Source organism: Bacillus cereus G9842 (assembly GCF_000021305.1).
Taxonomy (GTDB): domain Bacteria; phylum Bacillota; class Bacilli; order Bacillales; family Bacillaceae_G; genus Bacillus_A; species Bacillus_A thuringiensis_S.
This window is the reverse complement of record NC_011772.1, coordinates 1,452,032-1,476,327: the sequence shown is the minus strand read 5'-3', so window position 1 is coordinate 1,476,327 and position 24,296 is coordinate 1,452,032. Positions and strand designations below refer to the sequence as shown.

Below are 24,296 nucleotides of genomic sequence, written 5' to 3'. Positions count from 1 at the left end.
ATGTCAGATAATTATCGTTCTCGTACAGAACGAAATCATGTGAAAAATCAAGAGAAAAAAACACATAAAGAAGAAAAACCAAAGAAAAAAGGCTCCTTTTTCAAGAAATTCCTTATAGGTTGTCTACTTCTTGGTATCGTTGGTCTCGTAGCCGGCGTTTCCGCTTTCTTTGTTATGGTAAAGGACGCTCCAAAATTAGACAAATCCAAACTTGTTAATCCTTTATCAACAAAGTTTCTTGATAAAAACGGGAATTTCTTCTATGAATACGGTGCTGAAAAACGAACGCATGTTACTTATGATCAAATTCCAAAAGTAGTTGAAAATGCATTCCTTGCAACTGAGGATTCGCGTTTCTATGATCATAATGGAATTGATTTTAAACGAACTACAAAAGCAGTTATGGAAAATGTCACTGGTGGTTTCGGTTCCCAAGGTGGTAGTACGATTACACAGCAAGTCGTTAAAAACTATTTTCTAACGATGGATAAAACTGCTAAGAGAAAAGTACAAGAATGGTACTTATCTTATAAATTAGAGCAACAATACTCTAAACATGAGATTTTAGAAATGTACTTAAATAAGATTAATTTAGGTAACCGTTCATATGGTATTGCGACAGCAGCGCAAAAATATTATGGTAAAGATTTAAAAGACTTGCAATTACATGAAGCTGCTATGCTCGCTGGTTTACCCCAAGGTCCAAACATTTATGATCCAACAAAAAAGGAAAATGTTGAACGAGCAACAAATCGTCGTAATGTTGTATTATCATTAATGAATCGACATGGTTATATAACAAAAGAAGAAATGAATAACGCCGTTAAGATCCCAGTAACAGAGGGCCTTCAACCGTCTTCAGAAGTAACTGAGATGAAGTATCAAGCATTTTTAGATGCGGTTGTAAAAGAAGTTGAAAAAGAATATCCTGATGTAAATATCGGTTCAGATGGTTTAACGATTCATACAACACTTGATCAAGATGCTCAAGATTACGCTGACAAAATTATGGATGGCAATCTTATTAAGTATCCAGACGATCAATTCCAAGGGTCATTCGTATTTATGGATACACAGTCTGGAGAAGTTCGAGCAATTGGTGCTGGACGTAAAGAAAGTAAGTCTACTTTCAAAGGTCATAATATGGCAACTGATTTAAAACGCCAAGTTGGTTCAACAATGAAACCAATTTTCGACTACGGTCCGGCAATTGAAAATTTACAATGGTCTACATACCATCAATTAAACGATTCAGAGTATACGTATTCCAATGGTAAAAAAATACAAAATGCAACAAAGAGCTACAAAGGTGACGTTTCACTACGTGAAGCTTTGAAAAAGTCATTAAACATTCCAGCTTTAAAGACAGCACAAACAGTTGGTCTTAATAAGTCAAAAGAATTCGCTGAAGGTTTAGGCATGACCTTTAAAGAAGGAAAAGTCTACGAATCAACAGCAATCGGTAGTAACGAGGGGTCTCCATTGGAAGTAGCAGGTGCATATGCAACCTTCGGTAATAGTGGTAACTATAATAAACCACACTTCGTAAAAGAAGTAACCTTCCCGGACGGGAAAAAGAAAAGCTTTAAACCTAAGGAACAACGCGCAATGCAAGACTATACAGCTTACATGGTTACTGACGTTCTTCGTGACGTAGTAAAACCTGGTTCTGGTGGTACAGGTCCAACAGCATACGTTTCAGGTGTTGACGTAGCAGGTAAAACAGGAACACAAAACTTTGATGCATCAGTTCTTCAAAAATATGATATCCCAGCTGATGCAAACAGAGATAGCTGGTTTGCTGGATATACACCACAATACACAATGGCTGTTTGGACTGGTTACGAAAAAGATGGTCCAAAAAATTATGTTAGTGATCGCTCCACTAGAATTGCACAGCAAATGTTCCAAATAATGATGAGCAAATTCGCTACAGATAAATAACGCTTTGAACGTCCTTCTTCTGTACAAGAAATAAACGGAGAGTTATACGTTAAAGGTGCGAAAAAAGATGCAATTAAACAAATTAAAGTAGATGCCCCTAGTGGTCTGAATGTCACTTTTGATGGCGCTAGCACAGTTACACTAAACTGGTCTGGACCAGCAGAAGTTGACGCATATGCAGCCAGCTATAAAGCAACTGACGGTTCAAGTGGTAGCCTATCAATAAGTGGTACGACAGCTACTCTTGGTGGTATTAAACCAGGTGTTACTTACAGCTTCTCTGTAGTAGCGAAAAAAGGTACTGGAACAAGCCCAGCAATTGGTGCATCCTTCACTGCGCCTGGCGGAACTCCAGATGCGAAAAAAGCTGATGAAGAGGCTAAGAAAAAGGCCGATGAAGAAGCTAAGAAAAAAGCTGATGAGGAAGCCCAGAAAAAAGCTAATGAAGATAAAGTAAAACAAGACGAAGCTAAGAAAAAAGCTGATGAAGAGGCTAAGAAACAACAAGAACAGCAGCAACAAGAACAACAACGTAAACAGCAAGAAGAAGCTCAAAAGAAAGCTGATGAGGAAGCTAGAAGAAAAGCTGAAGACGAAGCTAAGAAAAAAGCTGAAGACGAAGCTAAGAAGAAAGCTGAAGAAGAGGCCAAGAAAAAAGCTGAAGACGAAGCTAAGAAACAACAAGAACAGCAACACCAAAATACCGGAGGAGATACACCTCAGGCAGACGGTGCTGTTGTTACAACAGAGTCCTAATAAACAAAAAAAGAAGTCCGTTTCTCTTAACGAGAAGCAGACTTCTTTTTTGTTATCATTTTCTTTACAAACAGCTTTTCTATTTCGATATATAACTGCGCTAATTGAATATAAGAATGATAATTACTCGGTTTCTTTATAATGAATGAATACCTTTCCATAAAATTAACAGGTTGCACTTTTAATTTATTCGTATTTATTTGCATTTCATTCAAACTATGAACAGGTTGCTCATTTAACCAATAGACAACCGATAACAAGTGAGCTGCAAAAAGAATCATTGGCCCCTCAGCCTCTTGCTTATCTCTATTTCGAAACAGTATAGCAATGTCTTCATGCTTATTTTTCCATACATTCAACACTGCTGGAATACTGTTTTCAATTTCCTTCCATGGCTCATACTGTCTTTCAATATCAAATATAAAGTAAGTATTTTGTATTATTTCTTCAAAAGACTCGTCTGTATGATACTCAATTGAATTTACGCTTTCTTTAAAAAATGGTAAGCAATGAAATTCTTTCGGTATTTCTATAACTCGCTCCATCCTTTATTTCACCTTCATTCGCTTCTTTCCTTCACGACATACTTCTAACAGCCTGCACTCCTCACATTGCGGTCGTTGTGCTTTACAGTGATAACGTCCAAAGAAAATCATACGATGATGCGTAACCCCCCACTCATCCATCGGTACTTTCTTCATTAACGTTTTTTCTACTTCTAACACAGAGTCTTTCCATCTACAAATCGCTAATCGTTTACTCACTCGCTCCACATGTGTATCAACAGCAATTGCCGGAATCCCAAACGCTACGGAAACTACAACATTCGCTGTTTTCCTTCCTACACCTGGTAATTTCGTAAGTTCATCTCGATCGCTCGGTACCTCCCCATTATAGTCATCTAATAACATTCGGCATAATTTTTGAATGTTTTTTGCTTTATTTCTATACAATCCGATAGAGCGTATATCTTGTTGTAATTCTTCTAGAGAAACACTTAAATAATCTTCTGGTGTTTTATATTTTTGAAATAAATTTCTTGTCACTTTATTTACAAGTACATCTGTACATTGTGCAGATAACGCCACCGCGATTACAAGTTCAAATGGATTGTCATGAACCAATTCACAATGTGCTTCTGGATACATATCCGCCATTGTGTCTAAACAATAACGGATTTGCGTTTTGTTAAGCATATTTCCCCTCCTATATTACTGCTCCAACCAATTATAAAAAGGCACTTTTCCAGTAAATTTCGTCTCTTGTTTTGTCATTTGTTGTGCTCTTTGTTGATTCGCTCTAAATTTTTGACCTTGATTTTGAGCCTGATCTACCGTTTTAATTCCATTCTTTTTCCACTCAAATAAAATACGATCAATATATCGGAAATTTAGTTTTCCACTCATTACAGCTTCTCTAAGAGCCGCTTGAATTAAATTTGGATGATGTTGATCTTGGTCCTCCCACATTCCTAACGTTTCACATTCGAACGGCGAAAGTGGTCTTCCAAATTCTTTTTCGAATACTGTATATAAATTTACTTGCAGCTGTTTTTTTTCTTTTTGCTCTTCCTCTATTGATTCATCCATTAAGAAATGTAATATTTTTTCCCATAACGGTTGTAAAGAATAACTTTCGCACATCATCGCTTCTGATCTTTGTCCACCTTCTAGTGATAAAAAACCTTTTTGAATCAACGCCTGAATTATTTCCATACATTTCATTTCTGTTATCGTCATCCGTTCAGAAATCTCTGAAGGAGTCGGAAACGAATTACCTGATTCTAAAAATGTATGTATATGAAGTACAACCATAAATTCCGTCTCATTTAAACCTAATTTTTTATAATGCATCATAAGCAATTTTGGAATTGCAATGCTTCCCTGCTCAAACCACTGTAACATCATTTTCTTTTTCATCACCAAACACCTCGCTCTCTAGTATAACACACCTTTAGCTATTTCTTTTTGCCACAATTCGTCAAAAAAACCTCCCCATTAATAGGGAGGTTTTGTATATTACATAAATGAAATATACAATTAAGCTTGCACTTTACTTTTCATAAATGTATGGATGCGTTCCAATGCTTTCTCTACTTGTTCAAGAGATGTCGCATATGATAAACGAACATTATTTGGAGCACCAAATCCTGTACCTGGTACAAGAGCCACTTTTTCCTCTTCTAATAGAGCTTTTGCCCAATCATCAACTGTTGCATATCCTGATAAAGCTACAGCTTCTTTTACGTTAGGGAATAAGTAAAATGCACCTTGCGGTTTAATACAAGTAAAGCCAGGGATTTGAATTAATTTATCATAAATGATGTTTAATCTCTCTTCAAAGGCTTGACGCATTGTTTCCACAGGTTCTTGTGAGCCTGCATATGCCGCAATTGCGCCGTATTGAGCGATTGAAGTAGGGTTTGACGTACTATGACTCGCTAAGTTCGTCATCGCTTTAATAAGCTGCTTATTTCCTGCAGCATATCCAATACGCCATCCTGTCATAGAATGAGATTTAGATACACCATTAATAATAAGTGTTTGTTCTTTTAATGCATTAGAAAGCTGGGCAATTGAAATATATTCTACGCCACCATAAATTAATTTTTCATAAATTTCATCAGAAACAATTAAAATATCATGTTCTAAACATACTTCTCCAAGCTGTTGTAATTCTTCTTTGCTATAAATCATTCCTGTTGGATTGCTCGGTGAATTAATAATAACTGCTTTCGTTTTCTCTGTAATTGCCTCACGCAGCTGCTTTGCTGTAATTTTGTACTCATTGTCTTCTAAACCTTCTACATAAACCGGCTTACCGCCAGCAAGCTTTACTTGCTCTGGATAGCTTACCCAGTAAGGAGTTGGGATGATAACTTCATCTCCCTCATCAAGTAATACTTGGAATAATGTATATAATGCATGCTTTGCGCCATTACATACAATAATTTCAGATGGATCATACGCAATACCTTGATCGCGAGTAAATTTCTTCACAATTTCTTGTTTTAACGATTGTAATCCACCTGTTGGTGTATACTTCGTATGCCCTTCTAACATCGCTTTATGTGCAGCATCCATAATATGCTCTGGTGTATTAAAGTCAGGTTCCCCTGCCCCTAATCCAATTACATCATGACCCTCTGCTTTTAATGCTTGTGCCTTTGCTGTAATCTCTAAAGTTGAAGACGGTGTTAAAGCAGCTACTCGCTTTGCTAATTTCATTTGTAGTTCCCCCTACATCTATTTTTCAATGCTATATCGTCTTAAAAATTTTCCATCTTTAAATTCAAGATAGTAATAACTATAACGATTGTCATCATCAATATATGTAACTTCCCATAGTGGTACATCATTTTCAAAGCCTAATTTCACTTTCATAATCTCTTTCGGCTTACTTTTTGATTCCTTACTTTCATTGCCGACTTGTTCTACTGTTCTTTGTATAGCCTCTTTTTCAGAAATACCTTCGCTCTTTTTCCTTACTACAGTATCCCCTTTTTTCTCAGGCACCCAAACGATAAGTTGTTCTCCCTTTTCATCTGTACCTTGCACGACTATATATGCAGATTTTCCGTTGTAATAATCAACAGATTTCACCTTTGTAAGCTTTGCTTTTTCTTTAGCAATTTCTACAAATTTCGACTCTTTTGGAATTTTCTTTCCCATCGCTTTATTATAAACATACGCCCCATATATTCCGCTAGCAACGATAACAATAATGATTGCAAAGATCCACTTTTTCATTGTATCGCTACGTTCTGTAAATCGTAAATACAGCTGTTTCTTTATCTTTTTCGTCTAATGCTAGTCCGAACATGAGGTCCTGCTCTTTTAACGTACGATTCAAACTATCAACAATTTTATACAAATCAGACGAATATTTAATACGCGTCGTTGATAGTACTTCGATTTTCTTCTCCATGAAAAAACTCCTCCGTTACACAAAAATTTCTAATTATAGAAGAACGCAATGCGGTTACAATAAGAGTACATTCTTTACAACCCCTGCTTCATCACCCATCTATTATAGCAGGACATGTACAGCAAAAAAAGGTTTCAAGTCGAAAACCAACACATTTTGTATACAAGAAGTAAGAAAAATAAAATTCCTCCTACCCACATTTTTTACGCCTGAAGTTTATAAGTACTTCAGGCGTATTTTTCTTCCATTTTTATTCATTTAATGGTTCTTCTAATTGTACTAATAATTCTTCTAATGGCCCTTCATAAAGAGGTACGTTAGGGATCGATTGTAGAAATCGTTTTCCATAGGAAGAACTCGTCAAACGACGATCTAACACTACTACCGTTCCTGTATCTGTATTCGTTCGAATTAAGCGGCCGAATCCTTGTTTGAAACGTAATATTGCTTGTGGCAACGCTAATTTAGCGAATACATCCTCACCTTGATTTTTTAGCCACTCACCTTTCGCTTCCATCATAGGTTGATGAGGAGGCGTAAATGGTAGACGGACAATAACAAGACAACTTAAGGCATCTCCTGGAATATCTATCCCTTCCCAGAAACTACTCGTCCCTAATAAAATTGATTTGTCGAACTCTTGAAACTTTCGAATTAAGCGGCTTCGACTTCTATTATTCACACTTTGTGTGAGTAATAAATAACCCTCTAATTCATCATTATTTTTTAAATTCGCATACGCTTCTTTTAACATTTCATACGAAGTGAATAAAACAAGCATTCTGCCTTTTGTGGCTTTCGCTATCTTTGCAATATGTTCCGATACAGATTCAATATATCGCTCATTACTTACTTGCTTAATAAAAGGTACATCCGTTGAAACCATTAATTTCATTTGTTCATCATAACGAAATGGCGACGGAACCTTTAAAGTATTTGGAGCGAAATCATGTAAACCAAGTTCCTCTTTTATATAATCAAACGTATCGTTAACTGTTAGTGTTGCGGATGTAAAAATAACACTCTTTTTTTCTGTTAAAAATTTATCAGCAAATCTTTCACCAATATGAACAGGCTGTGCATATAGAACTGTTGAATGAATCGTCCCTTTCGTTTCAGTCTCCATCCAAGTTACATACGAATTCTTTTCTAATACGAGTAACTGTAATGATTCTGCCATCTTTCTCAGCAACTCAATTAAATGCATAAATTCACCTGTTACAACATGCATCTCCCATTCTAACTTACTTTGCAATATATCCACTTGCTTCTCAAGAGCAGTTACTACCCTTCTTAATTCATATATAAAACGATTTGTTAATTCGACGATACTATCCCACAACTTACCTTTTTCTAGTTCTGCGTTATACCTATAGATGAGCGGCATATTATTTGTTCCTTGTTCTTGCTTTGTTTGTTTAAATATAAAATTACGTAACATTTGGAAGAGTTCATCCGCATCAAACTTAAGTTCCTTCAAACTATAACTTATCATACGGAAAGTTGAACGAGATGCTTGCTCTGATTTTTTCATCATTTTATATACTTTGGAGAGTACATCTTCTGTTTCTAGCGTCCCAAGACGAGATATAACCAATTGAAAATACATACAAGAGAACTGTTCACCCAATGTTCTACTCGCAGCTTCTTCAATATGGTGAGCTTCATCAAAAATAATATGTTCGCATGAAGCAAACAGCGGTTCTTCACTTGAAAAATCTTGAAATAATAACGCATGATTTGTAATAACGATATCTGCAAATAAAGCTTTATTCTTCGCTCGCTGGTAAAAACAACGACTAAACCAATTACTTTGCATACCGCCTGGACTATACGCATCACTACAAATACGATTCCAAAGTAACTTTCCGCCCTCAGGAATATTTAATTCGTCTCGATCACCCGTTTCAGTTTGCAATAGCCAAACTAAAATCTTGGCTTTCGTAAGTGCCATATCATAATTTTTTTCTTCCTCTTGTAAAGCATACTCAAATTTGTGTAAGCAAAGATAATGCTTTCTTCCTTTTAGAAGAGCTGCATCAAATGAAAATGGCATTATTTTTTGTAATAACGGAATTTCTTTTTCTAATATTTGTTGTTGGAGTTGTACCGTTTGTGTACTTATAATGACAGGTTCTTCTTTTCTCTTTGCAAAATAAAGACTAGGAAGCAAATACGCAAGAGTCTTTCCTGTTCCTGTACCGGCTTCAATTAGTGAAAAACGAGAATCTCTTAACGCCGTATATATCTCTTTCATCATCAGTTGTTGACTTTCTCTTCTTTCAAACTTTGGCATATGTGATTCCAATTTATCCATCGTTTTATTCAAGAAAGCATCAAACTTTGATGAACACGTTTCTCCAAGGTTTAAGGAATAGTTCCGCTTTTTCAGCGCAATATTTCGATGTATTTCATACTCCGCTATATCTTCTTTACCATGCATTACTTTCTTTAAAATATTTTCAGAAAGCACATCAGCTATATCACTTTGAAACACGTCGCTTAATTCATAAAGCGATTGCAACGTGACAAGTGGTAACTTTTCAATTTCATTTAAAAATTGTAAAAATAATTCCGCTGTTGCAAGAGCATCACTATCCGCACGATGTGGTTGATCATGTTCTAGTTCGTGCTTCTTAGCTAAATCACGTAATTTATAACTATCAGCTGTCGGTAAAAGAATTTGAGCCAATTCAACCGTGTCGATTTTAGGACAATGTATTTCTGTATATCCAGCCTGCCTTAATTCTTCATTTAAAAAATTCCAATCAAAGTGAACATTATGCGCAACGAAAGCCGCACCTTGTAATAGCTCAACAATCATCGGGGCTACATCTTGAAATAACGGGGCTTGTTTTACAAGACTTTCATCAATCCCTGTTAATTCTGTAATAAATGGTGGGATCTCTCTCTTTGGGTTAACAAAAGACGAAAAAATCTCCAATATCTCTCCATCTTCTACTACAACAGCTGCAATTTGGGTAATTTTATCCTTCCCATCTTTCCAGGAGTTCCCTGTCGTCTCTAAATCAACAACGACATAACGCTTACTCATATATGTAACACCTCAATTTCTTACCGTTCAAACAACAATAATTTATATAATGTTACTATACCACGTTTTATCTCATCTTAATGAAAAGATGCACAAAAAAGCTATCTCCGCAATGGAGATAGCTTTTCTACTTATAATATCGTACCCGCTTTTTCAGCACCTAACATTTCAATAATTTGATTATTGTCGTCTAGTACTGCAATTTTTGGTTCTTGTTTATGAACCTCTTCTTCCGTAACTAGCCCATAACAAATAATAATTACTTTGTCCCCTGGTTGTACAAGCCTTGCCGCAGCACCGTTTAAACAAACAACACCACTACCGCGTTCCCCTTTAATAACGTATGTCTCTAAGCGAGCACCATTATTATTATTTACAATTTGGACTTTTTCATTTTCTACAATATTTACTGCATCCATTAAATCTTCATCAATTGTAATACTACCTACATAATTTAAATTTGCCTCCGTTACAGTTGCACGATGTAACTTTGCTCTCATCATTGTGCGAAACATAGATGCTCCCCCTTATTTAACCGTTAATGTTATATTGTCAATTAATCTTACATTTTCAAATTTAACTGCAATAGCTAAAATGATTCGTCCTTCGACTTTCTCTACCATTGTTAATGACGGATATGCATATAAATCCGCATAATCTACAGTGCCTTTCGTATGCGTCTCAATATACTCTTTCACAAGATTTGTAATGATTTCCGGATTACGTTCACCTGCCTCAATTCTTTCTTTCGCTATACATAGACTGCGGTATAAATGAAGAGCCTCTTCACGTTCATCTTGTGATAGGTACACGTTACGAGAACTTTTCGCTAATCCATCTTCTTCCCTTACAATATCAACTGGTACGATTGTAACTGGAATATTGAAATCAGTTACAAATCCTTCAATTACTGCAACTTGTTGAGCATCTTTCATACCGAAATAAGCACGCGTTGGCAGCGTAATATTAAATAGTTTCATTAGTACAGTTGCAACACCAGCAAAATGACCAGGTCTTTGTTTACCGCATAATACGTCCGTGCGTTTCACAACTTCTACTGTTGTTGTTTGTTCTGATGGATACATTTCTTCTACACTCGGATAAAATAAATAATCTACACCGTTTTCTTTTGCTACATTTTCATCTCTATCAATATCACGAGGATATCGATCTAAATCTTCATTTGGGCCAAATTGCAGCGGGTTTACAAATACACTTAAAACTACAATTTCATTTTCTTCTCTTGCCTTACGTAATAAGGTAGCATGCCCTTCATGTAAATAACCCATCGTTGGAACAAAACCAATACTTTTTCCACTTGCATGCAGTTCGTTTGTAATTTGCTGCATCTCTTGCACTGTAGTTACGATTTTCATTATTGTTTTCCCCCGTATAACGCTAAGCGGTCTTCTTCTTTCATTGTGAACGAATGTTTTTCTTCAGGAAATTGCCTTGTCTTTACTTCAGTAACGTATTGTGAAATCCCGCGCACAATCTCCTCTTGAACAGAAGTATATTGCTTCACAAATTTTGGAACACGATTTACGCCATATGAGATAAGATCATGATAAACAAGCACTTGCCCATCTACTTTTTGTCCTGCACCAATCCCGATTGTTGGTATTGTTAGTTGTTCTGAAATAAGTTCTGCTAACTGCATTGGTACACATTCTAACACAAGCGCTATTGCACCAGCTTCTTCACATTTCTTTGCATCTTCTATTAATTTTTTTGCACTCTCCGCATCTTTTCCTTGCACTTTATATCCACCCAACACTCCTACAGATTGAGGTGTTAAACCTAAATGCGCTACAACAGGAATTCCTGCGTTCGTCAAATATTGAATCGTTGATATAACTTCTCCAGCACCTTCTACCTTCAATGCGTGCGCCCCGCTCTCTTGAACGATGCGGCGTGCATTCATCATCGTTTCTTGTAATGATACGTGATACGACATAAATGGCATATCAGTTACAATAAACGTCTCTTTCGCTCCGCGGCGTACAGCTTTCGTATGATGAATCATATCCTCTACTGTTACAGGTACTGTTGAATCGTATCCGAGTACAACCATTCCAAGAGAATCTCCAACTAAAATCATATCAACTTCAGCTTCTTCTGCTAATTTAGCAGATGGATAATCATACGCCGTTAGCATTGTAATCGGCTCACCTTGCTCTTTCATCTTCAAAAAATCTGTTTTTGTTTTCAAAAACTACTCCTCCTTTATGCAGGAGAGAGGAGATGGCCGAAATCATATAAAAAACCCCTCTGGCCATAAAAGGGCAGAAGGGTTGTGTGTTAGTCGGCATTATTCATCCCTCTGTCCCAGTCCGTTATTGGATCAAGGCAGAATCCAAGTTATTATTTTTCATATTACTTCGAATCATGGTGCAGTTCACTCTGATACTGCCCACATTCGAACTAATTATAGCAAACTACAAAAAGGAATTACTACATTTTTTTGAAAAAATAATTTTTTATTCTTATTACGGTATATGAAATTTAACAAGAGAGTATATATGCTATAAAGTGAAAATTTAATCAGCCCGACAAATAGCGGGATAAAGTTTTTATAGATAATTCAATCTTGAAAAGATACATGTTTTTTCAACGCATGTTAAAAAAATCTAAGTTAATTTCTTCTATAATCAATTGAACTGTATAGTATAACTCTTAAACTAATGATGCAGGTTAATTGAGGAAAAGTACTTAACAAAGGAGAATTGCAGATGTCTATGAACAGGTGGTTATTTCAATTCAGCAGTTTGCTTGTAATGATTGTATGGTGGATGTCTTTAGGATCCTTTCATGTATTTGCCTCAGTTAATGTCGTAACACAACCCACCGATTTAACGAACGTGATTGAGGTTGAACTAAATGATGATTACTTTAATCCAAATGTCATCACGATTCCGCTTGAAGGATCTACAACATTACTATTGAAAAATAAAGGTAAAAACGAGCACACCTTTACAGTGAAAAAACTCGGCATTGACGTCGTAGTCGAGTCAGGAAAAGAAAAGAATATTACCGTGAAACCTAAAAATACTGGTACATATGAATTAATATGTCGATACCATCTTCTTAAAGGAATGGAAGGCAAAGTAATCGTCAAATAACATGCCAGGCCAACTAGACGGAAGATATTTTGAAGTGAACTTTAAATATGAAAAGAATTTATTATCATGTTACAAATTCAACTCAAAAATATTGAAATAAAAAGAAGTTCCAAAAGAGGAACTTCTTTTACTTAATTTCGATATCTGCAGAATGAATATGATGTACTTTCCCCTCATGATCCTCCAGAAGTAATACACCATCCTCTGTGATTCCTTTCGCTAACCCCGTAATCGTCTCTCTCATCGTTCGAGCAGTAATTTCTTTCCCGATGCTCACAGCGTAACTTTCCCAAAGAATTTTAATGACAGAGAAACCATTTTGTAAATACTCTTCATATAATTTTTCTAGTTGTAAATAGATTTGTTGCATAAGTTCTGCACGAACAATCGGCTTACCTGATTCAATCGCTAATGAAGTAGCAATGTGCTGAATTTCTTCATCAAAATGTTCTTGCTTTTGATTCGCATTAATACCGATGCCCATAATGACAGCATTAATTTTATCAGGATCCGCTTGCATTTCTGTTAATATACCTACAGCCTTTTTACCTTGAATTAAAATATCATTTGGCCATTTTATTCCCACGCCTACACCTGTACATTTTTCAATTGCCTGTGCAACACTAACAGCCGCTAACAAAGTAAGTTGCGGTGCATGATGAACTGGAATCGATGGGCGTAAAATAATACTCATCCAAATTCCTGTTCCTTTTGGTGAATGCCATTTTCTGCTTAAACGACCTCTTCCCGCTGTTTGTTCTTCTGCTACAACGATAGTTCCTTCTTCTGCACCTTCATAAGCAAGTTTTGCTGCAATGTGCTGCGTTGATTCAACAGTTTCTTCAAAATACACTGTTCTACCAATTCGCTTCGTTTGTAGCCCTAACTGAATTTCATTAGCAGTCACTTTGTCTGGCTTACTTGCAATTCGGTAACCTAATCGGCGCACAGCTTCAAGTTCATATCCCTCACTCCGGAGATCTTCCATATGTTTCCACACAGCAGTTCTTGAACAACCAAGTTTATCACTAATCGTTTGGCCGGATACAAACTCGCCATCCGCTTCAGAAAAAACTTGTAATAACTGCTTTCTTATAGTAGATTGCATCCTTGCAGCCACTCCCTTATACGCTCTTTCTCATTAACTACGTTTCCTTTTACAATTGCTTCCTCGATTTTCTGAAGCATGTCAGCAACCCACGGACCAGGCTTTTTGTTTGCCCAGTTTAATAAATCATTACCAGTCACATTCATTTCTTGACGACCCTGGATTGGCAATGCATGAAACATTGATTGTACTCGTTTAACAGATGTAGGATTATAGCTTTCAATCATCGCTTCATATACTCTCTCTGCCATTTCAGCGATATAAATTCCCGTTTTATAAAGAAGGACTGTATCCCAATCCTTCTCCTTTCTAGTACGGATTGCCAATAAAACTGCAACAATATCTTTTATTTTTTTATTCGAAAACTTCCATTGACGTAAAAAGACAGATGGATGTTCTTCTCCGATACAATATAAGAAAAATGCCCACGCCTCAATATCCGTTTCGAAAGAATCCCATTTATACTGCGTAGCTTTTAACAGTCTCTCTTCTGACATTTGTAAATATGGCAAATGAGAAAATAGCTTCGTCTCTACTAATTCTTTGAGACCTTTCACACAATATGTACCAGTTAACAATTTCTCAAACTCTACTGTAATGCGCTCAATTGCTATATGTTCTAGCAAATGTCCATACGTTTCAATCGCTTGCTTCGTTTTCGTTTCTAATGAAAAACCTAACGCGCTTACAAACCGAATACCACGCATCATTCGCAGGGCATCTTCTTGAAAACGATCCGCAGCATTTCCAACTGTCACAATTTCTCTCTGTTGAATGGCTTCCTGTCCAGCAAATAAATCAACCATTTCGCCTTCTTCTGTCATAGCAATTGCATTCATCGTGAAATCACGACGTTTTAAATCCTCTTCTAATGAACGAACAAATTGAACACTACTAGGTCTTCGAAAATCTTCATATTCGCTTTCTGTTCGAAAAGTAGTTACCTCATAAGGCTCACCATTTTCTAAAACAATTACAGTTCCATGCTCAAGACCAACAGGAACATTTCTTGGGAATATAGCCATCACTTCTTCTGGTAAAGCAGATGTCGCAATATCAATATCTCCAATCGGCCTATCGATAATAAGATCTCGTACGCTCCCACCAACAAAGTAAGCCTCATGTCCTTGTTGTTTTAATGTCTCAATAATAGAACTAGCTTTTTTAAATCTTTCCATTTTTGTCATCCCTTAGTACGTCATAGTAAATCGTTTCATATTGTGAAACAATTTTTTCTGAGCGAAATTGCTCATAAACACTTTCTCTTGCTCGTTCTCCCATATTACGGTGAAGTTCCTCGTCCTTTAATAGCTGAGTAGCTTGATTTGCCACTCCTGTTGTATCGCCAACTTCACATAAATATCCTGTTTCCCCGTGTTGAATAACCTCTGGAATACCTCCAACCCGTGTTCCGATACAAGGTACACCACACGCCATTGCTTCTAATAAAACAAGACCAAAACTTTCCTTCTCTGATAGAAGCAACATTAAATCACTCATCGCAAGTAGTTCTGCAACATTATCTTGCTTCCCTAGGAATAAAACACGATCTTCAATATGTAAATTCTTCACTATCTGTAAAATCGTACAGAATTCTGGTCCGTCTCCAACAAGAAGCAACTTCGCATCTACTTCTTTAACAATTTTAGCAAATGCCTCAACAACATCCTGCACACGTTTCACTTTACGGAAATTCGAAATATGAATAAGTACTTTTTCACTCTCACTTATACCGTATTCTTTCTTTAATTGAGACATATTACGTTTGAAATATACACGTTCGTCTATAAAGTTATATACCGTTTGAATTTCTTTACTTGGTTTTACAAGCTCATGCGTTTCGTTAATTAATGAATGCGAGACAGCAGTAACAACATCCGATTGCTCAATACCAAAACGAATTAAATTATTTAACGAAGGGTCGGAACCTAACACAGTAATATCTGTTCCATGCAAGGTTGTAACAATTTTAATACGCTCTCCGATCATTTGTTTTGCTAAATATGCACAAATTGCATGTGGTATTGCGTAATGCACATGTAAAATGTCTAAGTTTTCTCTTTGTGCAACCTCTGCCATTTTACTTGCTAACGCTAAATCGTATGGTGGATATTGAAATACAGAGTACTGGCTTACCGTCACTTCATGAAAATATATGTTTGGATATACTTTATTTAACCGGAATGGTAAACCCGATGTAATAAAGTGAATTTCATGCCCGCGTTCCGCCAATTGCTTTCCTAATTCTGTTCCAACAACTCCAGAACCACCTACAGAAGGATAACATGTAATACCTATTTTTAATTTCATTTACATCCCCCTAATAAATCAGCATGTAATAAAACCGGTTTCTTACTCATAAATCCCTCGGCATACAAGACTCCAACTTCTTTTCCAAACATCTTCTCACGAGCAATCACAGTTTCAACGTATCCTTCTGTTAACGGTGTCTTAACACCATCACTTCCTGTTGAAAATTGACTTTCATATGCTTCTAATGCTTCCACCTTTATAGAGAGGTACTCACTTATATCTATACAAAAATTCGGTTTATGAAAACCATTAATCATATAATTATAAAAAGACTCCACACGATGTGGTGAAAGTTCCGGCATATATTTACGGATTCCTGCTGAAAAAATAGCCTCTTCCACAAGCTTTGCACAATTTGCATGATCTGGATGACGATCTTCATAGTATGGCGCAAAAACTAGTTTTGGTTTATATGTACGGATCACCTTGACAATTTCACGTATATACTCTTCTTTCATATACAAACCACGGTCTGGCATCGCTAAATTCAGCCTCGTTTTTACTCCCATTATACGAGCTGCGACCTCTGCTTCTTCTTTTCTCAACTCTATCGTTCCATTGGAAGAAAGATCAGCTTCTGTTAAATCACAAATACCTACTTCATACCCTTGCTTTGTATATTTAGCGATGGTACCAGCCATGCCGATTTCAACATCATCGGCATGAGCACCAAACGCTAATATATGTAATCCACTCATAATTGTTCCCCTCATTTTCTTAACTTACGATAATCTAAATCTCCTCGCTCTAATGCGTGCATCAACATTTCAGCACTTGCCATATTCGTTGCAAGTGGAATCGCATATACATCACATAAACGAAGCAATGCATTCACATCCGGTTCATGCGGCTGTGCTGTTAATGGATCGCGGAAGAAAATCACCATATCTAAATCGTTTTTTGCAATCATTGCACCAATTTCTTGATCTCCACCAAGAGGGCCAGATTGATATCTTGTTACAACTAATCCAGTCGCTTCCATAATACGAAGCCCTGTCGTTCCTGTTGCAAATAATTCATGTTGCTCAAAAATTGGTTTATATGCGTATGCAAACGAAACCATATCATTTTTCTTTTTGTCATGTGCGATTAAGGCAATTTTCATCCGTTGTCTCCCCTTTAGTCGATAATATTTTCTAAACCGTACACAAGATGATCAAGGTTCATTACTGTCTCAATTGATAGTTTTACACCTGACATAAATGATGCACGATTGAATGAATCATGACGAACTGTTAACATTTGTCCATCTCCACCAAACATTACTTCTTGGTGTGCAATAAGCCCTGGCAAACGTACACTATGAATGTGAATACCGTCTACATTTGCACCACGTGCACCTGCTAGTTGCTCTACTTCATTTGGATGACCTTGCTGCTTTGATTCACGATTTTGACGAATTAATTCTACCGTTTTTACAGCTGTACCAGATGGTGCGTCTAATTTTTGATCATGATGTAATTCAATTACCTCAACATCTTGGAAATATTTCGCTGCCATTTGTGAGAATTTCATCATAAGAACTGCACCAATTGCAAAGTTTGGAGCAATAATTGTTCCTACTGCTTTTTCTTTTGCATTCTCTGTTAAACGTGCCAATTCTTCTTCTGTAAATCCAGTTGTACCAATAACAGAACGAAGTCCACGCTCAACTGCAAGTGTAACGTGTTGTTTCCCAACTTCTGGTGTTGTTAAATCTAACAACACATCTGCTTCTACTTCATCTAAACAAGTATGTAAATCAGCGTAAATCGGTGCATGTAATGCTGGCATGCCAGGTAAATCAGAAATCTTCTCACCACCATGCTTATAATCCACTGCTGCTACTAAATTAAAATGTTCCGTTCTTTCCATAAGAAGGACTGCTTCATGTCCCATACGTCCTCTTGGTCCGGCGATAATTACTTTAATTTCTTTCATTATTCTTTCTCTCCCTCATCAATACGTGTCCAGCGATCTTTATCACGTGTATTAAATTTATTCATTACAATGTTATGTGCTGTCTCTAAATCAATATTTAAACTATTTGCCATACAAATCATAACAAATAATACATCTCCAAGCTCTTCTTCAATACTTCTTTCTTTTTCAGTTGTTTTCTTCGGTTTCTCACCATAATAATGATTTACCTCTCTCGCAAGCTCTCCCATTTCTTCCGTTAAACGAGCCATCATTGCAAGCGGACTGAAATAACCTTCTTTAAACTGACCAATATATGCATCTACTTCTTTCTGCATATCTTTCATCGTTTTTGCTTCCATACTATTCACCTCTAATCCTTCCTCTTTCATGTTAGCCAATTCATCGCGATTTGACAAATATTATTCCCCGCCAAACACCTATTTGCGACCCTTTTTTGGATAGACTATAATAAAGTGAAACTTTCTTTTGCGCTTTTTGCAAAAGATTAGCCCATACTAATCGAGTTCTTACTATTTTCACTAGCAACTAGAAATTACTTATTATTATGTTTTACCGTTTCAGCGGAGCAATGTAATCATTACATAATTAGGGGGATTTCTATATGACATCAAAATTGAAGATGCGAAATATTATTTTTATTTTAATCGGTTCCGCTATATTTTCTTTCGGTATTGTCAATATCAATATTGAAAACCACCTTGCAGAGGGTGGGTTTACTGGTATTACACTATTATTGTATTTTTTATTTAAGTTTGATCCTTCCTACTCAAACTTAATTTTAAATATCCCTATATTTTTTATTGGTTGGAGGTTACTTGGCAGAACGACATTTTTATATACATTAATCGGCACCTTTAGCGTATCTTTATTTCTATGGATTTTCCAGCGTTACGAAGTGCTCAACTTACATTTAAACTTGCAAAATGATATGACACTCGCAGCTTTATTCGCCGGGGCATTTATCGGTATCGGCCTTGGAATAATATTTAAATATGGCGGGACTACTGGCGGTGTAGATATTATCGCACGACTAGCTCACAAATATGTTGGCTGGAGTATGGGAAAAACAATGTTTATGTTTGATGCTGTCGTTATCGTAGTCTCTATTCTTACCTATTTATCATACCGCGAGGGCATGTATACGCTAGTTGCTGTTTTTATCGGTGCTAAAGTCATTGATTTTATGCAAGAAGGGGCTTATGCTGCAAAAGGAGCGACTATTATCTCAGAGAAAAACGATGAAATTGCTGCCAAAATTTTATCTGAAATGGAGCGCGGAGCAACCTTTTTAAAGGCTGTTGGATCGTATACAAAAATGGAACGTAACGTACTGTATTGCGTTGTTGCTAAAAATGAAATCGTGAAATTAAAAAATATTATTACGTCTGTAGATCCTCATGCTTTTGTCGCTGTAAGTGATGTACATGATGTAGTTGGTGAAGGATTTACGTTAGATGAAAATAAAAACCCTTTACATAATTAAATGTAACTAGAAAAGCACCTTAGCTTTTCTAGTTTTTTATTACAAGTCTTTTAAGCTTCTCCAAATCCTCATAAATAAGCTCCAATAAACTCCGATTATAAAAAATAGAAGCTGGATGAAAAGTTGGAAAAACATGATATTCATTCTCTGACCATATAAACTCTGCACTTTGCATATCCTTTAATTTTTGAATGGGCTGTTTTAATAATTGCCCATGTACATCTGTGATTTTTTTATTTTTTCCTGTTAAACGTTGAAGACCGATATTTCCAAGCGTGACGATAAGCTTCGGATTTATTTTCTCTAATTCATAATCTAATAAAGGCGCATGGGCAACTATTTCTCCTTGATTTGGCGTTCTATTATACTTTTTTTGTATGATTTCACCATTTCGTTCTTTTTTCTCTCGCCATTTATAAGGTCTACTCCGAACAGCGCTCGTAATATATACTTCTTCCCTTGTAACGTGAATACGCTCTAAAAAACCCATTAATTGTTTTCCCGCCCTCCCGCTAAACGGAATCCCATTATGAATTTCTGTTTCACCAGGCGCTTCTCCTAACAACATAAATTTGGGATTTTCAGGGCCTTGTCCACTTAAAAAACCTTCTAGTTGATAAGGAGCACTACGCTCTTTCACTTGTTTTACTAAATGGTCTGGATATTTCATTTCCCCCCACCGCCTTTCCGCATTACTTCTATTATTTCTATTTGCAATACATTATATAATTCAAGCCACACAACAAAAAAAGACTATCAAAATTGATAGTCTTTAGTCGTCGCTACGCTGCATACCAGTATACATTAATACGAGACGTAATAATTCAAATACCGCTACAGCTGCAGCTGCTACATATGTTAATGCTGCCGCATTTAATACTTTACGAGCTTGGCCATATTCATCTGTTGATACAATACCTAACGCTTCAATTTGTTGCATCGCACGCTTTGACGCATCAAACTCAACTGGTAATGTAACGAGCTGGAACACAACACCTGCTGCCATTAGAATGATACCTAATAACAACAAACCAGACATTTGTGCAAATATACCGATTAGGACGAAAACCCAAGACATATTCGAACCAAAGTTTGCAACTGGCACTAACGAATGACGAACGCGCATAAATTTGTAATCTTTTGCATCTTGAATTGCGTGTCCTACTTCATGTGCTGCAACTGCCGTACCAGCAACTGAATGTCCATAATAGTTATCTGTTGATAATCGAACCGTCTTAGCGGTTGGATCATAATGGTCTGATAAATGACCTGGTGTTTCTTCTACAGCTACGTTGTATAATCCATTTTCATCTAAAATTTTTCGAGCCACTTCCGCTCCTGTCATACCTGATGTTGAATAAACTTGTGAATACTTGCTATAGGCACTACGTACTCTTGACTGTGCATACAACGGTATGATCATTATGATCGCGAAGTAAATTAAATAAAACATCATGAACCTCCATTGAAGTTTTAATTATAGTACTTCTCATTCTATTTTCTTCTGCCACTATTGTCAATAAATAAACCTTACAATCCATATCTTTACTTATTACATTATCTATTTTTAGAATGTACATTACTTTTTCTTTTCTCTCTCTCTCCTTTATACTTTCTCCATCCAACATAAGTTAATGTGAATAAAATAAGTCCCCCAGTAATTGTCATAAACCAAATGAGAGAGGGTGCAATTTCATCCTTTTTTACTGTGTGAAATATCTTTTGCAAATCCCCTTTAATAATCCCTAATTGCATTTGGCCGCCTTTCGTTTTTAACATAACGTTACGAAATTCATCCAAATAAGATAAATGAGCATTTACACGCTGTACCTCGTTTTCTGGCAAAGCAATCATTAAGCTTGGATAAATAATATTGAATTCATTTAAAAATGTATTTAACGTTTGTTGAAACTGCCCAACATCTTCTTTTTCCATCGCTTTTTCCATTTGAGAAAAGGCATCCATTACTTTTCTTTCTCTTTCCATCCAAAGCGGTTGATATTTCGATACTTGCGCATCAACAGCAAGTTGTAATGCCAGCACATTATCCATTTTAGCTTGCTTACCTAAACCTTCTTCAAAGAGCGATTGTTGCGCCTTGTCGTAAGCTAAAGAAATAACTCTAACTTGATCTGGTGTTACTTCCTGCTTCTTTTCATTCCCCTTGATTAAAAATTGCTCTGAGAAAAGTTGTAATACTTGTACTGCTTTTTCATCTTCATTACGCTTCACTAACTGTAACGAGTCATCTAACAACCCTGTTAGCTCATTCCACTCTTCAGCATATATACGTAATGGAAACATTATAATTAGAAATGCTATCAATCCAATTAATGTTCTCTTCATCCCGGTCCCCCCTATAACTACTAGTACAAAATATGTTAATTGGGACAAGAATAGAACAGAACTGAACCGAAAAATATATTATCGTTTTACAAAGAAAAAATTCTCTTTAAGCAGAGAATTTTTTCTTTGACATCCTTTTCTTTTTTACGAAATATCTATATAAACTATAACAAAGTATACTACCACCTAAAATGAATAATAAAATAGCACACGCAGCATGCATAAAGAACTCCTCTGGTAGCATTAATATAACTGGATCCGTTTCAATATCAAACATCCAATAATCATTACTGAATAAAAGCTTATGGAATAATACAAAGCTCTTTTCAAAATTAATAGCGATTGGTAACATAAGCGCTATCGGAAAAATGATTGTTAAAATCGATCCGTGCAGTAAAAACTTTTCATTTTTCTTTTTTAATAAATAAATTCCGCCTATCACTGCAATCATAATTGTCGCATACATCACATATTGAATCTTTACTAAAATATTTTTAACATCTACAAAATGAATACGGCCATTTGTAGACATATCTAATGTTGGCAAATGTAATGCTCCGTCATAAAACGGGGATAAATATGTAATAAGCACATCGTAATTTCTTTTAATTTCATCCTTCGTCATATCCGCTAAATCAGGAATATTTAAAAAATCAATTTCAAAATAATACAGCCATTTTCCATACACAACTGCCGTTGTTGCAAGTGCAAAAATAGAAAATGCTATGCTATATGAAACAATTAAAGTAATCAATCGATCCAATATTTTTGTACCACTCTTATTTTTCTCCATGTTCTCCCCCTAAATGTTCTAACCATCATAAAGAAAATTGTTTCCTGTGCTCACGTAAGCAACAATAATATGTAATACATAGTACAGCAACGCTTAACCAAAACGTAAAATAACCAATTTCCTCTACAAACAAATGCATAATTCCATATCGCGGCATTTGCCAAAATAAATAATCAATTGCATCGTTATGCAACGTCCACACACCCGCTACTATAAAATGCCATTTTTTTATACGGTAAAATGGAGCATATAAAACACCTTGCACCGCCATCGCAAAGTGCGAAAGCATTAACATGTAGCCCATAAGGCCAATAGGACCTTTTACGTAAATCATAATCGCATTTACAACAACAGCCCAAATACCATATTTTATTAAAGTAACAATCGCTAGCGCTTCTATTAATCCCCAGTTTCTCTTTGTCAAAAAAGCAATTAAAACAAAGACAAAAAAGAGACTCGCCATAGGACTATCTGGTACAAACGGCCAAAATATAGGTGACGTTTCTTTCAATTGATTTCCGTACCATATAAACCCGTAAATTGTACCTAATATGTTAACAACCAATAAAAATAATAATACCGAGCGTTGTCTTAACATTGCATACAAGTACACCAATCTGTATGTCCAACACCTTTCAAGCAAAGTAATTCATTCACTAAATCCTACTCTATTATAACAAACTTCATCCAACTAAATAGAAAAGCTGACTACAAATTTTGTAGTCAGCTTTTTATTATTTTTTATTATACTTTGCAACGAATTCCGAAAGCTTCTTCAGTTCCTCATCTGTACCTTTAAATACACCTTTAGGCATGGAACCTTTTCCATCTTTCGCAATTTTAGCAATTTCTTCTGGCTTTAAAGTTAAGTTTTGCAGTGCTGGTGCTGCCGCCCCGCCCTGTAAGTTGTCACCATGACATGTTAAACAAGTATTTTTTTGCATTAATTTATAGCCATCATCATTTTTATCAACTGGCGCTGTTTTTACAATTGCTCCTTGTTTCTTTGCAGCTTCCCAGTCGTGGTGTGCTACAGATTCCCAAGTTAAAAAGATAATCGATGCAATTGCTAAAAGCATAAATCCAGTTGCTACAGGACGCTTCAATGGACGTCTTTCTGGACCTCGATCAAGAAATGGAGCTAACAGTAATGCACCAAACGCAATCCCTGGCATAATAAACGCTCCAATTACAGTAAATGAACCGGAAGCATAAGAATACTTTAATAACTGATACAAGAATAAGAAATACCAATCTGGAAGTGGTATATATCCAGCATCTGTTGGATCCGCCATTCTCTCAAGTGGCGACGGATGCGCCACTGTTAAACATAAATAACCGATTAAAAAAACTGCACCAACCATCCATTCTTTTAACAAGAAGTTCGGCCAAAATGCTTCTGTTTTCCCTGGGTATTCAGAATAGTCTTTTGGAATATTTGGTTTCCGAGCTACTGGTACCCGAGAATCTCCTACAAACTTCATCCCTTTGCCGCGATGCATAATCTCCCTCCTTTAGTTCTTTCC

The 24,296-nt window shown here is 36.1% G+C and carries 25 protein-coding genes and 1 pseudogene; 3 read left to right on the top strand and 23 right to left on the bottom strand.

The genetic code is table 11. The annotated features are described in order from the left end of the window. Positions 1-2,700, top strand: a pseudogene (locus BCG9842_RS07475) (PBP1A family penicillin-binding protein). Positions 2,701-2,726: 26 nt separating this feature from the next. Here the strand turns inward: BCG9842_RS07475 and BCG9842_RS07470 are convergent. From BCG9842_RS07470 to panB, 10 genes are all read right to left on the bottom strand, one after another. Next, positions 2,727-3,245 (bottom strand): YpoC family protein, encoded by a 519-nt coding sequence (locus BCG9842_RS07470; protein WP_000442661.1) that lies wholly within the window; start codon positions 3,243-3,245, stop codon positions 2,727-2,729. 3 nt (positions 3,246-3,248) lie between these two features. Next, positions 3,249-3,896 carry an endonuclease III gene (gene nth, locus BCG9842_RS07465; protein ID WP_000933035.1) on the bottom strand — a complete coding sequence of 216 codons (648 nt, stop codon included), beginning with the start codon at positions 3,894-3,896 and terminating at the stop codon, positions 3,249-3,251. A gap of 15 nt (positions 3,897-3,911) precedes the next feature. Further along, entirely contained in the window at positions 3,912-4,619 is a 708-nt protein-coding gene (gene dnaD / locus BCG9842_RS07460) for a DNA replication protein DnaD (RefSeq protein WP_000728537.1), read from the bottom strand. A 120-nt stretch (positions 4,620-4,739) separates the two neighbouring features. Further along, positions 4,740-5,927: an aspartate transaminase AspB gene (gene aspB / locus BCG9842_RS07455; protein WP_000761569.1), complete on the bottom strand. Its 1,188-nt coding sequence runs from the start codon at positions 5,925-5,927 to the stop codon at positions 4,740-4,742. An 18-nt stretch (positions 5,928-5,945) separates the two neighbouring features. After that, complete coding sequence (locus tag BCG9842_RS07450; protein ID WP_000758741.1) at positions 5,946-6,449, bottom strand: cell wall elongation regulator TseB-like domain-containing protein; 504 nt, start codon at positions 6,447-6,449, stop codon at positions 5,946-5,948. Positions 6,450-6,456: 7 nt separating this feature from the next. After that, positions 6,457-6,627 carry a YpmA family protein gene (locus tag BCG9842_RS07445; protein WP_000412179.1) on the bottom strand — a complete coding sequence of 57 codons (171 nt, stop codon included), beginning with the start codon at positions 6,625-6,627 and terminating at the stop codon, positions 6,457-6,459. Positions 6,628-6,877: 250 nt separating this feature from the next. After that, on the bottom strand, positions 6,878-9,682 hold the full coding sequence (gene dinG / locus BCG9842_RS07440) for an ATP-dependent DNA helicase DinG (RefSeq protein ID WP_000044950.1): 2,805 nt from the start codon (positions 9,680-9,682) through the stop codon (positions 6,878-6,880). A 131-nt stretch (positions 9,683-9,813) separates the two neighbouring features. After that, the gene (gene panD, locus BCG9842_RS07435; protein WP_000490186.1) at positions 9,814-10,197 is read right to left on the bottom strand and encodes an aspartate 1-decarboxylase; all 384 of its coding nucleotides are present in this window, start codon (positions 10,195-10,197) and stop codon (positions 9,814-9,816) included. A gap of 12 nt (positions 10,198-10,209) precedes the next feature. Further along, positions 10,210-11,058: a pantoate--beta-alanine ligase gene (gene panC / locus BCG9842_RS07430; protein WP_000707008.1), complete on the bottom strand. Its 849-nt coding sequence runs from the start codon at positions 11,056-11,058 to the stop codon at positions 10,210-10,212. Beyond that, positions 11,058-11,894 carry a 3-methyl-2-oxobutanoate hydroxymethyltransferase gene (gene panB, locus BCG9842_RS07425; RefSeq protein ID WP_000851105.1) on the bottom strand — a complete coding sequence of 279 codons (837 nt, stop codon included), beginning with the start codon at positions 11,892-11,894 and terminating at the stop codon, positions 11,058-11,060. Before panB ends, panC begins: the two co-directional genes overlap by 1 nt. A gap of 520 nt (positions 11,895-12,414) precedes the next feature. Between panB and BCG9842_RS07420 the strand changes: the two genes are divergently transcribed. Then, positions 12,415-12,804: a cupredoxin domain-containing protein gene (locus tag BCG9842_RS07420; protein WP_000062377.1), complete on the top strand. Its 390-nt coding sequence runs from the start codon at positions 12,415-12,417 to the stop codon at positions 12,802-12,804. A gap of 127 nt (positions 12,805-12,931) precedes the next feature. On the opposite strand, the gene BCG9842_RS07415 is transcribed toward BCG9842_RS07420, so the two are convergent. Genes BCG9842_RS07415 through BCG9842_RS07385 form a run of 7 tightly spaced genes read right to left on the bottom strand, consistent with a single transcriptional unit; the run spans position 12,932 to position 18,486 of the window. Beyond that, complete coding sequence (locus tag BCG9842_RS07415; RefSeq protein ID WP_001192058.1) at positions 12,932-13,912, bottom strand: biotin--[acetyl-CoA-carboxylase] ligase; 981 nt, start codon at positions 13,910-13,912, stop codon at positions 12,932-12,934. Beyond that, a complete protein-coding gene (locus BCG9842_RS07410; protein ID WP_000439312.1) occupies positions 13,897-15,090 on the bottom strand; it encodes a CCA tRNA nucleotidyltransferase in 1,194 nt (397 codons plus the stop codon). The genes BCG9842_RS07415 and BCG9842_RS07410 overlap by 16 nt, the downstream gene beginning before the upstream one ends. Beyond that, positions 15,077-16,222, bottom strand: coding sequence for an N-acetyl-alpha-D-glucosaminyl L-malate synthase BshA (gene bshA / locus BCG9842_RS07405; protein ID WP_000768317.1), 1,146 nt, complete (start codon positions 16,220-16,222; stop codon positions 15,077-15,079). Before bshA ends, BCG9842_RS07410 begins: the two co-directional genes overlap by 14 nt. After that, positions 16,219-16,923: a bacillithiol biosynthesis deacetylase BshB1 gene (bshB1, locus tag BCG9842_RS07400; RefSeq protein ID WP_000015660.1), complete on the bottom strand. Its 705-nt coding sequence runs from the start codon at positions 16,921-16,923 to the stop codon at positions 16,219-16,221. The genes bshA and bshB1 overlap by 4 nt, the downstream gene beginning before the upstream one ends. An 11-nt stretch (positions 16,924-16,934) precedes the next feature. Next, complete coding sequence (mgsA, locus tag BCG9842_RS07395) at positions 16,935-17,330, bottom strand: methylglyoxal synthase (protein ID WP_000684765.1); 396 nt, start codon at positions 17,328-17,330, stop codon at positions 16,935-16,937. Positions 17,331-17,344: 14 nt separating this feature from the next. Continuing rightward, entirely contained in the window at positions 17,345-18,145 is an 801-nt protein-coding gene (gene dapB / locus BCG9842_RS07390; protein WP_000658810.1) for a dihydrodipicolinate reductase, read from the bottom strand. Further along, positions 18,145-18,486 carry a nucleotide pyrophosphohydrolase gene (locus BCG9842_RS07385; protein WP_002108639.1) on the bottom strand — a complete coding sequence of 114 codons (342 nt, stop codon included), beginning with the start codon at positions 18,484-18,486 and terminating at the stop codon, positions 18,145-18,147. The genes dapB and BCG9842_RS07385 overlap by 1 nt, the downstream gene beginning before the upstream one ends. A gap of 263 nt (positions 18,487-18,749) precedes the next feature. Here BCG9842_RS07385 and BCG9842_RS07380 point away from each other — a divergent pair, with 263 nt between their 5' ends. Beyond that, positions 18,750-19,631, top strand: a complete 882-nt coding sequence (locus BCG9842_RS07380; protein ID WP_000202120.1) for a YitT family protein — start codon at positions 18,750-18,752, stop codon at positions 19,629-19,631. A 28-nt stretch (positions 19,632-19,659) separates the two neighbouring features. Here the strand turns inward: BCG9842_RS07380 and BCG9842_RS07375 are convergent, their stop codons facing one another. The 6 genes from BCG9842_RS07375 to qcrC form a co-directional block, all read right to left on the bottom strand. Then, entirely contained in the window at positions 19,660-20,301 is a 642-nt protein-coding gene (locus tag BCG9842_RS07375; protein ID WP_000876853.1) for a uracil-DNA glycosylase, read from the bottom strand. Between the two features lie 102 nt (positions 20,302-20,403). Then, on the bottom strand, positions 20,404-21,087 hold the full coding sequence (locus tag BCG9842_RS07370; RefSeq protein ID WP_003258828.1) for a zinc metallopeptidase: 684 nt from the start codon (positions 21,085-21,087) through the stop codon (positions 20,404-20,406). Positions 21,088-21,188: 101 nt separating this feature from the next. Further along, complete coding sequence (gene ypjB, locus BCG9842_RS07365) at positions 21,189-21,977, bottom strand: sporulation protein YpjB (protein ID WP_000831587.1); 789 nt, start codon at positions 21,975-21,977, stop codon at positions 21,189-21,191. 106 nt (positions 21,978-22,083) lie between these two features. Next, on the bottom strand, positions 22,084-22,770 hold the full coding sequence (lit, locus tag BCG9842_RS07360) for a lipoprotein intramolecular transacylase Lit (protein ID WP_000414366.1): 687 nt from the start codon (positions 22,768-22,770) through the stop codon (positions 22,084-22,086). 25 nt (positions 22,771-22,795) lie between these two features. Continuing rightward, a complete protein-coding gene (locus BCG9842_RS07355; RefSeq protein WP_000262838.1) occupies positions 22,796-23,386 on the bottom strand; it encodes a DUF1405 domain-containing protein in 591 nt (196 codons plus the stop codon). A 118-nt stretch (positions 23,387-23,504) separates the two neighbouring features. Next, positions 23,505-24,272, bottom strand: coding sequence for a menaquinol-cytochrome c reductase cytochrome b/c subunit (gene qcrC, locus BCG9842_RS07350; RefSeq protein ID WP_000554601.1), 768 nt, complete (start codon positions 24,270-24,272; stop codon positions 23,505-23,507). Between the last annotated feature and the right edge of the window lie 24 nt (positions 24,273-24,296).

Coding starts and splice junctions, on each gene's coding strand:
- dinG (WP_000044950.1), bottom strand. CDS start 9,682: ATGAGTAAGCGTTATGTCGTTGTTGATTTAGAGACGACAGGGAACTCC.
- BCG9842_RS07415 (WP_001192058.1), bottom strand. CDS start 13,912: ATGCAATCTACTATAAGAAAGCAGTTATTACAAGTTTTTTCTGAAGCG.
- BCG9842_RS07370 (WP_003258828.1), bottom strand. CDS start 21,087: ATGATGTTTTATTTAATTTACTTCGCGATCATAATGATCATACCGTTG.
- qcrC (WP_000554601.1), bottom strand. CDS start 24,272: ATGCATCGCGGCAAAGGGATGAAGTTTGTAGGAGATTCTCGGGTACCA.
- bshA (WP_000768317.1), bottom strand. CDS start 16,222: ATGAAATTAAAAATAGGTATTACATGTTATCCTTCTGTAGGTGGTTCT.
- BCG9842_RS07380 (WP_000202120.1), top strand. CDS start 18,750: ATGACATCAAAATTGAAGATGCGAAATATTATTTTTATTTTAATCGGT.
- dapB (WP_000658810.1), bottom strand. CDS start 18,145: ATGAAAGAAATTAAAGTAATTATCGCCGGACCAAGAGGACGTATGGGA.
- BCG9842_RS07375 (WP_000876853.1), bottom strand. CDS start 20,301: ATGAAATATCCAGACCATTTAGTAAAACAAGTGAAAGAGCGTAGTGCT.
- BCG9842_RS07420 (WP_000062377.1), top strand. CDS start 12,415: ATGTCTATGAACAGGTGGTTATTTCAATTCAGCAGTTTGCTTGTAATG.
- panD (WP_000490186.1), bottom strand. CDS start 10,197: ATGTTTCGCACAATGATGAGAGCAAAGTTACATCGTGCAACTGTAACG.
- BCG9842_RS07470 (WP_000442661.1), bottom strand. CDS start 3,245: ATGGAGCGAGTTATAGAAATACCGAAAGAATTTCATTGCTTACCATTT.
- dnaD (WP_000728537.1), bottom strand. CDS start 4,619: ATGAAAAAGAAAATGATGTTACAGTGGTTTGAGCAGGGAAGCATTGCA.
- panC (WP_000707008.1), bottom strand. CDS start 11,058: ATGAAAATCGTAACTACAGTGCAAGAGATGCAGCAAATTACAAACGAA.
- aspB (WP_000761569.1), bottom strand. CDS start 5,927: ATGAAATTAGCAAAGCGAGTAGCTGCTTTAACACCGTCTTCAACTTTA.
- ypjB (WP_000831587.1), bottom strand. CDS start 21,977: ATGAAGAGAACATTAATTGGATTGATAGCATTTCTAATTATAATGTTT.
- bshB1 (WP_000015660.1), bottom strand. CDS start 16,923: ATGAGTGGATTACATATATTAGCGTTTGGTGCTCATGCCGATGATGTT.
- BCG9842_RS07445 (WP_000412179.1), bottom strand. CDS start 6,627: ATGGAGAAGAAAATCGAAGTACTATCAACGACGCGTATTAAATATTCG.
- BCG9842_RS07385 (WP_002108639.1), bottom strand. CDS start 18,486: ATGGAAGCAAAAACGATGAAAGATATGCAGAAAGAAGTAGATGCATAT.
- mgsA (WP_000684765.1), bottom strand. CDS start 17,330: ATGAAAATTGCCTTAATCGCACATGACAAAAAGAAAAATGATATGGTT.
- lit (WP_000414366.1), bottom strand. CDS start 22,770: ATGGAGAAAAATAAGAGTGGTACAAAAATATTGGATCGATTGATTACT.
- nth (WP_000933035.1), bottom strand. CDS start 3,896: ATGCTTAACAAAACGCAAATCCGTTATTGTTTAGACACAATGGCGGAT.
- BCG9842_RS07410 (WP_000439312.1), bottom strand. CDS start 15,090: ATGGAAAGATTTAAAAAAGCTAGTTCTATTATTGAGACATTAAAACAA.
- BCG9842_RS07450 (WP_000758741.1), bottom strand. CDS start 6,449: ATGAAAAAGTGGATCTTTGCAATCATTATTGTTATCGTTGCTAGCGGA.